Below are 12,939 nucleotides of genomic sequence, written 5' to 3'. Positions count from 1 at the left end.
CGTCGGCAGTAGGTGAAAAAGCGTTGTCCGGGTCGCGTAGCTTTACGCACAACGCGTACTCCATAGCTCCGGGGCTGGTTCACTCGCTTTCTTAACAGCTACGCCAAACCTCTGGGTAATACCTGATGTGAACCAGTGGCTACGCTATGTTAAGAAAGCTTCGCTCACCCGACCACCCCTCCGCTAAATCCGTCCGCTTTTGTACGCAAAGCAACGTCTTGCAGGTCTCTTCCAGCTTTTCTTTGGGAGCCCCTGGAGTTTGGGAAGCCTGAGTCTGAGACTCTTTATGGGGCATTCCCGGGCAGTTCAGGTCTTCTCAGAGCCTTTCCGAAGTCGCCGACCTTGCCGCCTCAAGTGGCGTCGGTAAAGACGGAAAAAGCGGCTTGGGCCGGATGTCTTGCCCTACATCTCCCACAACGCCCCGCTTGCTCAGACCCGAAAAGCAGCCCAAGGATTTTGCTTTACACCAGGGAGCGAATTTAAGCGAGCGGGAACAAAACTTCGCGAAAGACCCTCTGCGGAGAAAGGTTGGAAACAGGACGTTTCCAACCCGCCATTGAGCAGGAGCGATTTGGCGGACGAAACCCGGGCGAGGGTTTCGCCCAAGCCGCCACGCCACAGAGAACAACTTGGCGGCGCAGGTCACCTTTCGGAGCGGAGAGCTTGAGCGTTAGTTTTGTCCGCGCAGCTTATTGAGCGACCGGGAGTAAAGCAAAATCCTGGAGAATAACTTTCGGGACAGAAGCGCACCTTTCTTTTCACTTTCCCTCCCACAAAAGGCCAGCCATGCTATATAATAATACCTGCAGACCAAAGCGAAAGGAGACTCCCATGGCCAAAGAAGTGCTGATTCAGATCGCAAGTACCCAAAGCTATGAAGAAGGGTCCGAGGAACGACTAGAGTTTTCCGCAGCGGGAACCTTACATAAGAGGGAAGGCAGTTATTATATCGTATATCGCGATTCGGCAACCGCCGGGACGGCTGAGGTAACCACCAGCCTTAAGGTGGAACCGGCTAAAGTGACCCTTAACCGCATGGGAGCCATTGACCAAAAGCAGATTTTCGAACAGGGGGTCCGCCACAGCTCAACCTATGTCACACCTCAAGGCTCATTATTTCTGCAGGTCCTGACTGAGGAGATGAAGATTGACTTGACAGAGCAGGGCGGAAATATTACTCTAAAATATAATCTTTTTTTTAATGAGCAATGGGTCAGCCATAATTCACTGCGGATTAATATAAAGGAGGACGCTCCTCAATGAGTTTATACATTAATATTAAAGACACTATCTATGCCAATCTGGCCAAAGCTGCCCTGGAGGCCCAAAAGGCAGGTGAGCTTAGCTTTGAGAGCTTGCCTAATTATGTCTTGGAAGAGCCCCGGGAAAAGCAGCATGGTGATTGGGCAACCAATTTAGCCATGGTCCTGACCAAGCAAGCCCGCAAAGCCCCCAGGGATATCGCCACGATTCTGATTAAGCATCTGGACACTGAAGGAACCTTCATTACCGCCAGCGAAATCGCCGGTCCCGGATTCATTAATTTCCGTTTGGATCCCAACTGGCTCACAGGAGTCATTCCCGAAGTGTTAAACCTGGAAGCAGACTATGGAAAAGTAAACCTGGGCCAAGGGAAAAAAGTCCAGGTGGAATTCGTCAGCGCCAATCCCACCGGACTGCTCCATATGGGCAATGCCCGGGGTGCAGCCTTAGGGGATAGCTTAGCCGCTTTGCTGGCCATGGCCGGTTACGAAGTCAGCCGGGAATTCTACATTAACGATGCGGGCAACCAAATTTATAACTTTGCCCTTTCCCTGGAAGCCCGTTACCTTCAGCTCATGGGTCAGGATGTTCCTTTCCCTGAGGGAGGATACCACGGTGAAGATCTTATCGACACCGTCAAAGGCTTAATCGAAAAAGTGGGGAATAAATACCTCAATGTCGATCAGGATCTGCGCCGGGAATTTCTCGTCCGCTATGCGCTGGAGGAGAAGCTGACCAGTATCCGTGAAACCCTCACCGATATGGGTGTTCACTATGATTGTTGGTTCAGTGAGCAATCCTTGCATGACTCCGGATTTGTTAAGGACACCATGGAAAAGCTGGAGCAGCAGGGTTATATCTATGAAAAAGAAGGGGCGCAATGGCTGAAATCCACCTTGTTCGGGGATGAAAAGGATGAAGTTGTGGTCCGTGGCAATGGGACTCCCACCTATTTTGCCGCCGATATTGCTTACCATCGCAATAAATTTGAACGGGGTTTTGACCGGGTCATCAATATTTGGGGCGCCGACCACCATGGGCATGTGGCCCGTATGAAGGGAGCCATGTCCGCCTTGGGATATGATCCTGAGAACCTCCAAATCATTTTGATGCAGCTGGTTCGCCTCATTCAGAATGGCGAAGTGGTCCGTATGTCCAAGCGTTCCGGCCAATACATTACACTAAGAGAACTGATGGATGAAGTCGGCAAGGATGCCGCCCGCTTCTTCTTTATCATGCGGGATCCCGACTCTACCGTAGAATTCGATTTGGATCTGGCTAAAGCAGAGTCTTCCGATAATCCTGTCTACTATGTCCAATACGCCCATGCGCGGCTGTGCAGCATTTTACGCCAGGCTGCCGAGCAGGGCTACAATACAGCGGGAATACCCCAGGAAGGGGAGCTGAAGAGACTTCAGAGCAACGAAGAACGGGAGCTTCTGAAGAAGATTGCCGAATTGCCTAACGAGATCGAAGTAGCTGCCCGTCTGACAGAACCACATCGTCTGGCCCGTTATGTGCTGGATCTGGCAGGGCTTTTCCACTCCTTCTATAACAGCCAAAGAGTTTTGGTGGATGAGGAAGGATTGCGGGAAGCGCGTTTGGGCCTGGTTCGTTCTACCAAGCAGGTCCTGGCTAATGTTTTAGGCATCCTTGGCGTGACTGCTCCGGAAAGAATGTAGTAAGAAATTAATGTAAGTTTTGAGTGTTGCAGAGTACCAGGCAGGAAATAATTAGGGATGGGTCGAATATACTGTCTAAATATTCGGAGATGAACATGAAGGGCGGTGTAAAATTGACCCATTCCTTAACACAGAACGTAAAGCTCTCTGATGAAGATATGGCTTACGAGATTCTTGCCTCCCAAGGGCGAGCCATGCATTACCAGGATTTGATCATGGAGGTGCTCACCCGGCAGGAACGCCCGCAAGATGCGGCTGCCATCTCGGGCGTATTGACCCATATCAATTTAGATGCCCGCTTTGCCTATGCAGGCAATGGAGAGTGGGGACTTAAAGTCTGGGTTCCCAGCAAAAGTTCACGGAAACTGCCAACCATCACCTTATTGAATAAAGGATTGCCCTATGATGATGATAACCAGGAACTGGAGTTGGATTTGGAGGGCAAGGATGTCCTTTTCGATGACGGTGAAGATGGCGGGGAAGAAGATGCAGAGCTCGAAGAGGGCTCCTTTAACAACGAAGAATCCTGGTAAGTCTTGATGATTTTAAGCTTGCGGAAAGAATCTCAGAATCGCCTTGACAGCTCATCGAAATCTGGCTAGAATAAGTATAAATGGTAAAAATAAAGCTAGTGCGTCTTGCGGACTAGCTTTTTTTATGTGCATGCGTTCGGCTTTTCAATGATCATGATCATTATACTGCTGTGCGGAATTCTGAATACAAAGTGATATTAGAAATTGGTCGAGAAAGGATAGGGAAAGATGACGAAGTTTATTTTTGTCACAGGTGGTGTAGTATCCTCCTTGGGAAAGGGGATCACGGCATCCGCTCTGGGGTGCCTGCTCAAAAATAGGGGATTAAGTGTTGCCATTCAAAAATTTGATCCTTATATTAACATTGACCCAGGGACCATGAGCCCATACCAGCATGGTGAAGTTTTTGTCACCGATGATGGAGCGGAGACGGATTTAGACCTTGGGCATTATGAGCGTTTTATTGATGTGCCTGTGTCTAAAAATAGCAATGTGACCACGGGAAAAATCTACTGGTCCGTCCTCAACAAAGAAAGACGGGGGGACTACTTAGGGGGAACGGTACAGGTCATCCCTCATATTACCAACGAAATCAAAGAACGCATCTATCGGGTGGCCCGGGAAAATCACCCGGATATTGTGATCACGGAGATTGGCGGTACCGTTGGCGATATTGAATCCCTGCCTTACTTAGAAGCGATTCGTCAAATGCGCAGTGATATCGGCCGGGAGAATGTCCTTTATCTGCATGTGACCCTTATTCCCTATCTGAATGCTTCAGGTGAGCTGAAGACAAAGCCTACCCAGCACTCTGTTAAAGAGCTGCGGGGAATCGGTATTCAGCCGAATATTCTGGTTTGCCGCACCGAACATGCCATTTCCGAGGATATGAAGGAAAAACTGGCCCTCTTCTGCGATATCGATCGTGAAGCCATTATTCAAATGGTGGATGCCAAGAGTATTTATGAAGTTCCTTTAAATATTTTAGAAGAAGGCATGGATGATATCGTCCTTAAGATTCTGGGCCTTGAAGCGCCTCCTGCGGATATGACTGACTGGAGGGCTATGGTCGATCGGATCAATAATCCTCAGAGTGAAACGGAAATTGCCATCGTCGGCAAATATGTGGAGCTTCCCGATGCTTATTTGAGTGTGGCCGAAGCCTTGCGTCATGCCGGAATTGAACATCTGGCGAAAGTTAAGATACGCTGGGTCAACTCGGAAGAGATTGAAGGCTCTTCAGCCGCAGAGCTGCTTAAGGGTGTATCCGGGATTCTGGTTCCCGGCGGTTTTGGCAACCGGGGCATCGAAGGTAAGATTGAAGCCATTCGCTATGCCCGGGAAAATAAAATCCCCTTCTTAGGGATTTGCTTAGGCATGCAGACGGCGGTCATTGAATTTGCCCGGAATGTGTGCGGCATGACCAATGCCAACAGCTCTGAATTCGATGTGGACGCGCCTTATCCGGTCATTGACCTCCTCCCTGAACAGAAGGAGATTGAAGATAAGGGAGGAACCATGCGCTTAGGAATCTCTCCTGTCAAGCTTATCGAGAGCACGTTGGTCAGCTCTATTTACCAGGATGAAGTGATCTATGAGCGCCATCGTCATCGCTATGAAGTAAATAATCAATTCCGCGCAGAATTGGAAAAGGGCGGCCTGAAATTCTCAGGAACCTCCCCCGACGGGCGCCTTGTCGAAATCACCGAATATCCGGATCATCCCTGGTTTGTGGCGTCACAGTTCCATCCGGAATTCAAATCCCGTCCTTATCGTTCCCATCCTCTTTTCAGAGAGTTTGTCAAAGCCACATTGGCCAATAGATAAGGTGATACAAAGGCAATTCCATGGCTCCCCGAGCCATGGAATCGTTTTAGGCAAACTAAAAGCCGTTTGGGCTTGCTTGTTTATGGCAAAAATTAACATAAGAAGTATACTATATAACGGGAGGCTGTTGGGATGCCTTATACTGCAAGGTTAATAGATGACGCTGCAAAAGAGCGTTTTGATCAATTTATGGCTCGTCACGCCAAGGGTCATGTACTGCAGACCTGGGGCTGGGGAGAGCTCAAAAGCAAAACCGGCTGGAAACCGTGGCGCTTAGTCCTGGAAGATCGTGGCGAAATCGTCGCCGCTATCTCCATTCTCGAGCGCAAGATACCTGTGGTGGGAATTCCGATCTTTTATGCTTCCCGGGGACCTGTTCTCGATTGGACTGATCATGAATTGTTTGATGCCCTGCTTGTGGAGATTAAAAAGCTGGCCAAAAAGCGAGGGGCTATTTTTCTGAAAATCGACCCGGATATTCCTTCTGCAGATCAAGATTTAGAAGGTTACCTGAAAAGCCGGGGGTTCCGCAGTGCAGAAACCGGCAAAGGTTTTGAAGGAGTCCAGCCTAAATACGTCTTTCGTCTGGATATCTCTCCTGATGAGGAGACGCTTATGGCGCAAATGCACCAGAAGACCCGCTATAATGTTAAATTGGCCACGAAAAAAGGCGTCGCCATCCGCGTCGGCACGAAAGAAGATTTGCCCGCTTTTTATCGAGTGCTTAAAGAAACGACGGAGCGGGATAAGTTCCTGGTTCGGAACTACTCCTATTTTGAGGATATGTATGATGAGCTTCATGCTGCCGGCATGGCGGAGCTGTTTATCGCCGAATATGAAGGACAGATCATCGCAGGCACCCTGGCTCTGATTATCGGAGAAAAGGCCTGGTATCTCTATGGCGCCTCCTCCAATTCCCATCGAAATGTTATGCCCAATTATCTGATTCAATGGGAAATGATCCGCTGGGCCAAAGCCAAAGGCTGCACCCTCTACGATTTTCGCGGGGTACCCGGCCATCTCACCGAGGACAATCCTCTCTACGGCCTTTACCGGTTCAAAAAAGGCTTCAACGGCGAGTATACCGAATTCATCGGCGAATGGGATTTGGTCTATCGTCCGGTGGTCTACTTTCTCTGGAACACTCTCGAACCGGTGTACTCCGATCTGGTTAAGGGGATGATCGGGAAGCTGCGGCGAAGAAATAAGGGATAAGAAATGAACAAACTCACTAAAGGTGGCGATATCCTATGAGTGACGCATGGATCGATATCAACCTGGACGCCATAGCGAATAATTACCGGGAAGTAACTCAGCAGCTCAGCCCGGCTGCCCGGGTCATGGCCGTCGTTAAAGCCGACGCCTATGGCTTAGGGGCTGTTCCCGTCGCCCAAACCCTTCAAAAGCTGGGCTGCCCGGCTTTTGCGGTGACCACTGTGGAAGAAGGTCTTATTCTGCGCCAACACGGGGTAGAGGGCATTATATTGGTGTTAGGGCCGGTGTCTGCGGAGCAAATGGCGGAGGCTCTCACAGGAGATTTGCAGCTGACTCTGTCGGATTTTCATATGCTGAGGGAATGGGAAACTGTTGCTGCCGGGCTGGGCATAGAGGCTAAGGTCCACCTTAAGCTGGAGACAGGAATGGGCAGGACCGGCTTCTTCGAGAAAGAATGGGGAGAGCTTGCCGCACAGTTGAAGAAATCTCCCCACATCACTCCGGTGGGTGTCTATACCCACCTGGCCCGGGCTGCCCAACGGGATCGGGCTTATACCCGGCAGCAAGTGGAAAGCTTTCAGAGAGGGGTAAACCTTCTTGAGGAACAAGGCTTTGCCGGCTTGTGGAAACATGTGTGCAACAGTGCTGCTTTTTTGGACTATCCCGATTGGCATTATGATTTTATTCGGACAGGAACTCTTTTAATCGGTCACATCCCCGCCCCAGCCTTTGCCGGCAAGCTTAAACTGCAGGATCCCTGGGTCGCCAAGGCTCGCATTGTCAGTCTGCGCCGGGTGCCCATAGGAACTTTTGTCGGCTACCAGAGCATTTATCGAACCAAGGCAGAGACCCAGTTGGCGGTGATTCCTGTGGGCTATGCCGACGGGTTCGGTGTTCAGCCTCATTTTGTTCCCCAAGGAGTATGGGACTTTATTAAGATTGTCATTAAGAATTTTTTAGCCCTTTGCAGAATCTATATCGGCCAAGAGAGCGTAATTTTACAGGGACACAGGGTTCCTGTGGCCGGAAAAATCGGCATGCAGTTAACGGTTCTTGACGTAGGAAACCTGCCTTGTGAAACTGGAGATGAAGTGATTCTGCCTCTGCGCAGGACCCAAGCCAATCCGCGATTATTGCGACAATATTGGTCTGAAAAAAGATTAATCGCGAAACGTCATATAAAAGAAGGATTTTTACAATCTTATCCAGAATATCCATAAATAATAGCAGTGGGGACCACTGGCGAAAGGGGGCAATTTATGGCTAATATTTTGGTTGTAGATGACCAAATGGGGGTACGAAGACTCCTCTTTGAAACCTTCAAAGAAGAAGGTCATCTAGTTAAAATGGCAGAGAATGGCAACGAAGCCCTGCGTGTACTTGAGGGCTACAAGCCGGACTTAATTATTATGGATATGAAAATGCCGGAAATGAATGGGATCGATACCCTTAAGGAGATCCGTACCTTTAATCAGGATGTTCAGGTTATCATGATGACTGCTTATGGTGATGCACAGACGATGGAAAGAGCACAGGAGCAAGGGGTAAGGCATTACATCAGCAAGCCTTTCGACCTGTTTGAGCTGCGGGATGTGGTTCGTGATCTGCTTAAATAAATAATAATGGAGAATTTTTGAGGGAACAACGCATAAATTATTGCAAGGTTTCCTCTTATTTTTTTAGATAAAGGATGGAGGAAAAACCCCCCCACTTGCCGAAGTATAGTTTCGAGTAGAAAGAGGTGGGAAAATTGATCCTGACAACCCATACATCCGTTGCCATACAGTGTCCCAAATGTGGAGAATTAGAGTTTCACGCCCTTTCACTTTTTGCGTTTTCAGGTAAGGGACGGGAAAGTTTATATTGCCGCTGCGGCGAAGTGTTGATGTCTGTGACCAGCAGAGATCGCAAACATTTCAATGTATCTTTTAATTGTGCTTTTTGCGGCAAAATGCACTACCTGCGTTTAAAAAGGGGTGCTTTTTGGGGCAAGAACGCCCTCCCTTTGCTCTGTCCGGAAGTGGAGGCGTCCACAGGCTTTGTCGGTCCCAAACAGAAAGTAGCCCAAGCTTGTCAGGAGCGGGAGAAGTCCATCGCTGAGCTGGCTTCGGAACTCGGTTATGAAGATGAGTTTGAGAACCCCGAGGTTATGCTGAAGCTCTTGGATCATCTCCATAATTTAGCCAGAGACGGAGCCTTAGGCTGCAAATGCGGCAACCATAATCTTACTTTTGAGCTTTTGCCGGACCGTATCGAGCTTTATTGTGAGATTTGTGATGCGGTAGGCGTGATTTATGGAGAAAACACGGAGAACATTCGGATCTTTGAGGGAATGGCGTCTGTAAATTTGGACGAAAATAAAACCGTACTGTTAAATTGTACACAGCACGGACATTTTTGTAAGGCAATTGAGGAGGAATAAGAATGAGTTTAGTATCAATGGCTCAACTTTTGCTTGACGCCCAGCAAGGGCAATATGCCGTGGGGGCATTTAACTGCAATAATATGGAGATTGTGCAAGCCATTGTCAGTGCGGCGGAAGCGGAAAAATCCCCGGTTATTGTTCAAGCGAGCCAGGGAGCTATTAAATATGCGGGAATTGAATATATTGCCGCCATGACCCGCTTAGCGGCTGAACAAGCCAGTGTTCCTGTGGCCCTCCATCTTGATCATGGAACCAGCTTCGCTCAAATTATGAGCTGTGTAAGAAACTCCTTTACTTCCGTGATGATTGACGGTTCGAAGCTTCCTTTGGAAGAGAATATAGCCTTAACCAATAAAGTCATCGAAGCAGTCCGGCCCCTTGGCATCTCCGTTGAGGCCGAATTGGGCAAAATCGGCGGAACAGAAGACGATATCACCGTCAGTGAGAAAGAAGCTCTCTTTACGGATCCCGCTGAAGCAGAGCGCTTTGTCAGTGAGACAAAAGTGGATGCTCTGGCTATTGCCATCGGTACTGCCCATGGCCAATATAAAGGGATTCCTAAGCTTGATTTCCAACGCCTGACTGAGATTCGCAAGAGAGTTAATGTTCCCATCGTACTCCATGGCTCGTCGGGAGTGCCGGACGAAGCCATCCAAAAAGCCATTTCCCTGGGGGTATGCAAAGTCAATATCGATACCAACATCCGGGAGGCCTTCGTAGCTGCTGCCCGTAAGGTAATGGTTGATCATCCCCAAGAGATTGATCCCAGAAAAATGCTCGGACCGGCTCGTGAAGCCACCGTCGCGATCATCAGGGAGAAGATCCGGCTCTTCGGGAGCAGCGGGAAAGCCTAAGGAGGGATATCATGGAGTTTTTATTGGATTCAGCCAACCCGGAGGAGATCAGGCAGGCGTGGGCCATGGGAGTTATCGGAGGAATAACCACCAATCCCAGCTTGGTGGCCAAAGAAGGCAGGGATTTTCACCAGCTTCTGCAGGAACTTGTGCAGATTGTTAACGGCCCCATCAGTGCTGAAGTAATTGCTTTAGATACCGAAGGAATGCTGGGGGAGGCCCGGGAACTTGCCGCCATGCACCCCAATATCGTCGTCAAAATTCCTATGACGGAAGAGGGGCTCAAAGCGGTCAAGGTCCTGAAGGCCGAAGGCATTAAAACTAATGTGACCTTAGTTTTTTCAGCGGTGCAGGCTTTGCTGGCCGCTCGGGCGGGAGCCACTTATGTCAGCCCCTTTCTGGGCAGACTGGATGATATCGGTGAAAATGGACTGCTTTTACTGGCTGACATTTGTGAGGTATTTGGAGTCCATGGACTGGAGACGAAAGTCATCGCCGCCAGCATCCGCAACCCCGTTCATGTGACGGAAGCAGCCAAGATCGGTGCGGATTATGCCACCGTGCCCTTCAATGTTTTGTGCCAGCTCTTTAAGCATCCCTTGACTGAGGCAGGCATTAAGAAGTTTTTAGCCGATTGGCAAAAGCTTAAATAGCGGGATGATAAGTGGCGGTTGGCCATGAACCCACCTTGGGATGAAAGCTCTGACAGACGATTTTCGGCTGATAGGGCTTTTCTTATTCGACTTTATACTCTGCCTTGCATCCGCAAAAAAAGTATGGGACAATTAAAGATAGTGCTTATGAATAGCGAAATCGCTGTTTGTATATAACTCATGTCTCATTGAATTAGGATTAGGTTAGGAATTCAATTAAAATTTGGAGGGATCATTATGAATAATGAAATGGCCATGGAAAGGGAACTCACCATGGAGTTTGCCCGGGTTACAGAGGCAGCAGCGCTGGCTTCGGCCCGCTGGGTTGGCCGCGGGAATAAAGAAGCCGCAGATGATGCGGCAGTACAAGCCATGCGCTCCGTCTTTGACACCATTCGTATGCAGGGAACGGTGGTCATTGGCGAAGGGGAAATGGATGAAGCCCCCATGCTCTATATCGGTGAAAAAGTGGGAAGCGGCGAAGCTCCGGAATTGGATGTGGCCGTGGATCCCCTGGAAGGAACGAATAGTGTCGCCAAGGGCTTAGCCGGTGCTATTGCTGTGGTTGCTATTGCCAGAAAAGGCGGTCTCCTGCATGCCCCGGATATGTATATGGACAAAATCGCCGTCGGCCCCCTGGCCAAAGGCAAAATACACTTGGATGCCCCTGTCCAGGAGAATTTGGCCAATGTAGCCCGGGCTCTGGGCAAGAGTATGGATGACCTTACCGTAGTTATTCTGGACCGTCCCCGTCATGAGAAGATCATTCATGACGTCCGGGAGGCGGGCGCCCGGATTCGCCTGATCACGGATGGTGATGTATCTCCGGCGGTGGCTTGTGCTATTGAAGGAACCGGGGTCGATGTGATGATGGGAATCGGAGGAGCCCCGGAAGGGGTACTGGCTGCAGCTGCGCTGCGGTGTCTGGGCGGAGAGATGCAGGGAAGGCTTTGGCCGGAGAATGAAGAGGATGTTCTGCGGGCCCAGAAGCTGGGCGTCAGTGATGTCGCTAAATTGTTAACGATGGATGATCTGGTCTGCTCTGATGATGTCTTCTTTGCAGCCACCGGTATCACCGAAGGCCCGCTGCTCAAAGGGGTGCATTTTACTTCCCAGGGAGCTCTGACCCATACTGTGGTGATGCGTGGAAAAACGGGGACAGTGCGCTTTATTGAGGCGCGGCATCGTTTTGACAAAAAGCCCGCCTATGCCATGAAGGGTGCTGTGTAGCGGCCTGTTCAGCTTCAGCAGGTATTTTTTACCTGGACATGGGTAAAGCTACCCTTGAGGTGATTATTTAAAAATGAATCATGAAGGACATGAGCGGAGAGGCTTTTGTCGTAAAGGGTGTGCTCTCCTGTTCATGTGTTGTTTCTGGGTTAATGCCTGGTCCTTGCCTGCTTTTGCTCAGGAGGAAGAACGGGTTACCTATTCCGTGGTCACGCTCCAGGCGGGGCAAAGCCTTGATGATTTGGCTCAAAAGTATCAGACGACCAGGTCTCAGATTCTGCTGGATAATCCGGCAGTCGTCATAGCTCCCGGGGCGACACTGACCATTCGGGAAAAGACTGTTCAGGGAACTCATGAGGCAGCTGAAGTATTATCCAGGGGAACAGCGCTCATCTGGAGTTGGCCGGCTTATGGCTCCATCAGTTCGGATTACGGCTGGAGAAAGGGAGAATTTCATCATGGCATCGATTTGGCAATCTCCCATGGAACGGAAATCCTCGCCGCTCGGGCGGGCAAGGTAGTCAAGGCTCAATGGCATGATATTTATGGATTGACTGTGCTTTTGGAACATGGCAATGGGGTGCAAAGCCTCTATGCCCATAATCAAAAAATCCTGGTGAGTCCGGGAGAGTGGGTTGAGCAGGGAGATTGCATCGCCCTGGCGGGAGATACGGGAAGAAGTACGGGCCCTCATCTTCATTTTGAGATTCGCCTGCATGGGAAAGCCGTGGACCCCAAGCCCTATTTGCCCCAAAACCCAATCTAAAACTATAATCGGATTCTTTAGGAATCTTTATGAAAAAATATTTGAGAACATTTAAGGCATTCCCTGTTTTTTTGTCTTGACCTGCATGAAGCCGACGTGCTACAATGTTTAGAGTTGACGACTCGGTTGGGAAAGAAGGTGACGACATGAAAGAAAAGACACACCCTAAATATGAACAAACCACTATCACTTGTGTCTGTGGAGAAGTTATTCCTACCGGCAGCACAAAGAAAGATATTAAGGTGGAAATTTGTTCTAAGTGCCATCCCTTCTATACCGGTGTTCAACGTTTTGTAGATGCTGGTGGACGAGTGGATCGCTTTAAGAAAAAATACGGCATGTAATATGAACAACGGCCTGCGGTCGTTGCTGGAGAAAAAGCAGAGCGCATGCTCTGCTTTTTCTTTACAGTTGCTGGCTGCGCAGAGCAGTAATAAGTGAGCTGATAGGCTTGGAACTCAATGCAGAGGGTAGATTGGTTGCAGACACCT

At 49.5% G+C, this 12,939-nt stretch carries 14 protein-coding genes; all 14 read left to right on the top strand.

Going from position 1 to position 12,939, the window contains the following annotated elements:
• The first annotated feature begins 528 nt into the window (after nucleotides 1-528).
• The 14 genes from DHAF_RS26235 to rpmE all read left to right on the top strand — a co-directional run bounded on the left by DHAF_RS26235 (nucleotide 529) and on the right by rpmE (nucleotide 12,792).
• The gene (locus DHAF_RS26235) at nucleotides 529-696 is read left to right on the top strand and encodes a hypothetical protein (RefSeq protein ID WP_162839784.1); all 168 of its coding nucleotides are present in this window, start codon (nucleotides 529-531) and stop codon (nucleotides 694-696) included.
• A 135-nt stretch (nucleotides 697-831) separates the two neighbouring features.
• Nucleotides 832-1,263 carry a YwiB family protein gene (locus DHAF_RS24145; protein WP_015945504.1) on the top strand — a complete coding sequence of 144 codons (432 nt, stop codon included), beginning with the start codon at nucleotides 832-834 and terminating at the stop codon, nucleotides 1,261-1,263.
• Nucleotides 1,260-2,945: an arginine--tRNA ligase gene (gene argS / locus DHAF_RS24140; RefSeq protein ID WP_011462258.1), complete on the top strand. Its 1,686-nt coding sequence runs from the start codon at nucleotides 1,260-1,262 to the stop codon at nucleotides 2,943-2,945. Before DHAF_RS24145 ends, argS begins: the two co-directional genes overlap by 4 nt.
• A gap of 95 nt (nucleotides 2,946-3,040) precedes the next feature.
• Nucleotides 3,041-3,478, top strand: coding sequence for a DNA-directed RNA polymerase subunit delta (rpoE, locus tag DHAF_RS24135; protein ID WP_015945503.1), 438 nt, complete (start codon nucleotides 3,041-3,043; stop codon nucleotides 3,476-3,478).
• Between the two features lie 228 nt (nucleotides 3,479-3,706).
• The gene (locus DHAF_RS24130) at nucleotides 3,707-5,305 is read left to right on the top strand and encodes a CTP synthase (protein WP_011462257.1); all 1,599 of its coding nucleotides are present in this window, start codon (nucleotides 3,707-3,709) and stop codon (nucleotides 5,303-5,305) included.
• A 132-nt stretch (nucleotides 5,306-5,437) separates the two neighbouring features.
• Nucleotides 5,438-6,520, top strand: a complete 1,083-nt coding sequence (locus DHAF_RS24125) for a lipid II:glycine glycyltransferase FemX (RefSeq protein ID WP_015945502.1) — start codon at nucleotides 5,438-5,440, stop codon at nucleotides 6,518-6,520.
• Between the two features lie 35 nt (nucleotides 6,521-6,555).
• Nucleotides 6,556-7,740: an alanine racemase gene (gene alr, locus DHAF_RS24120; protein ID WP_015945501.1), complete on the top strand. Its 1,185-nt coding sequence runs from the start codon at nucleotides 6,556-6,558 to the stop codon at nucleotides 7,738-7,740.
• A gap of 39 nt (nucleotides 7,741-7,779) precedes the next feature.
• Nucleotides 7,780-8,136, top strand: coding sequence for a response regulator (locus tag DHAF_RS24115; protein WP_015945500.1), 357 nt, complete (start codon nucleotides 7,780-7,782; stop codon nucleotides 8,134-8,136).
• A 134-nt stretch (nucleotides 8,137-8,270) separates the two neighbouring features.
• On the top strand, nucleotides 8,271-8,942 hold the full coding sequence (locus tag DHAF_RS24110; RefSeq protein ID WP_011462253.1) for a hypothetical protein: 672 nt from the start codon (nucleotides 8,271-8,273) through the stop codon (nucleotides 8,940-8,942).
• A gap of 2 nt (nucleotides 8,943-8,944) precedes the next feature.
• The gene (locus DHAF_RS24105; protein WP_015945499.1) at nucleotides 8,945-9,799 is read left to right on the top strand and encodes a class II fructose-1,6-bisphosphate aldolase; all 855 of its coding nucleotides are present in this window, start codon (nucleotides 8,945-8,947) and stop codon (nucleotides 9,797-9,799) included.
• A gap of 11 nt (nucleotides 9,800-9,810) precedes the next feature.
• The gene (gene fsa / locus DHAF_RS24100; protein WP_011462251.1) at nucleotides 9,811-10,452 is read left to right on the top strand and encodes a fructose-6-phosphate aldolase; all 642 of its coding nucleotides are present in this window, start codon (nucleotides 9,811-9,813) and stop codon (nucleotides 10,450-10,452) included.
• Nucleotides 10,453-10,707: 255 nt separating this feature from the next.
• The gene (gene glpX, locus DHAF_RS24095) at nucleotides 10,708-11,682 is read left to right on the top strand and encodes a class II fructose-bisphosphatase (protein WP_035214469.1); all 975 of its coding nucleotides are present in this window, start codon (nucleotides 10,708-10,710) and stop codon (nucleotides 11,680-11,682) included.
• A gap of 73 nt (nucleotides 11,683-11,755) precedes the next feature.
• Nucleotides 11,756-12,448 (top strand): M23 family metallopeptidase, encoded by a 693-nt coding sequence (locus tag DHAF_RS24090; RefSeq protein ID WP_005815389.1) that lies wholly within the window; start codon nucleotides 11,756-11,758, stop codon nucleotides 12,446-12,448.
• Between the two features lie 146 nt (nucleotides 12,449-12,594).
• Complete coding sequence (rpmE, locus tag DHAF_RS24085) at nucleotides 12,595-12,792, top strand: 50S ribosomal protein L31 (protein WP_011462249.1); 198 nt, start codon at nucleotides 12,595-12,597, stop codon at nucleotides 12,790-12,792.
• Nucleotides 12,793-12,939: the final 147 nt, after the last annotated feature.

This window comes from Desulfitobacterium hafniense DCB-2 (assembly GCF_000021925.1).
Classification (GTDB): Bacteria; Bacillota; Desulfitobacteriia; order Desulfitobacteriales; family Desulfitobacteriaceae; genus Desulfitobacterium; species Desulfitobacterium hafniense.
The sequence above is the reverse complement of the archived record's forward strand: the minus strand, read 5'-3'. Positions and strand labels throughout refer to the sequence as shown.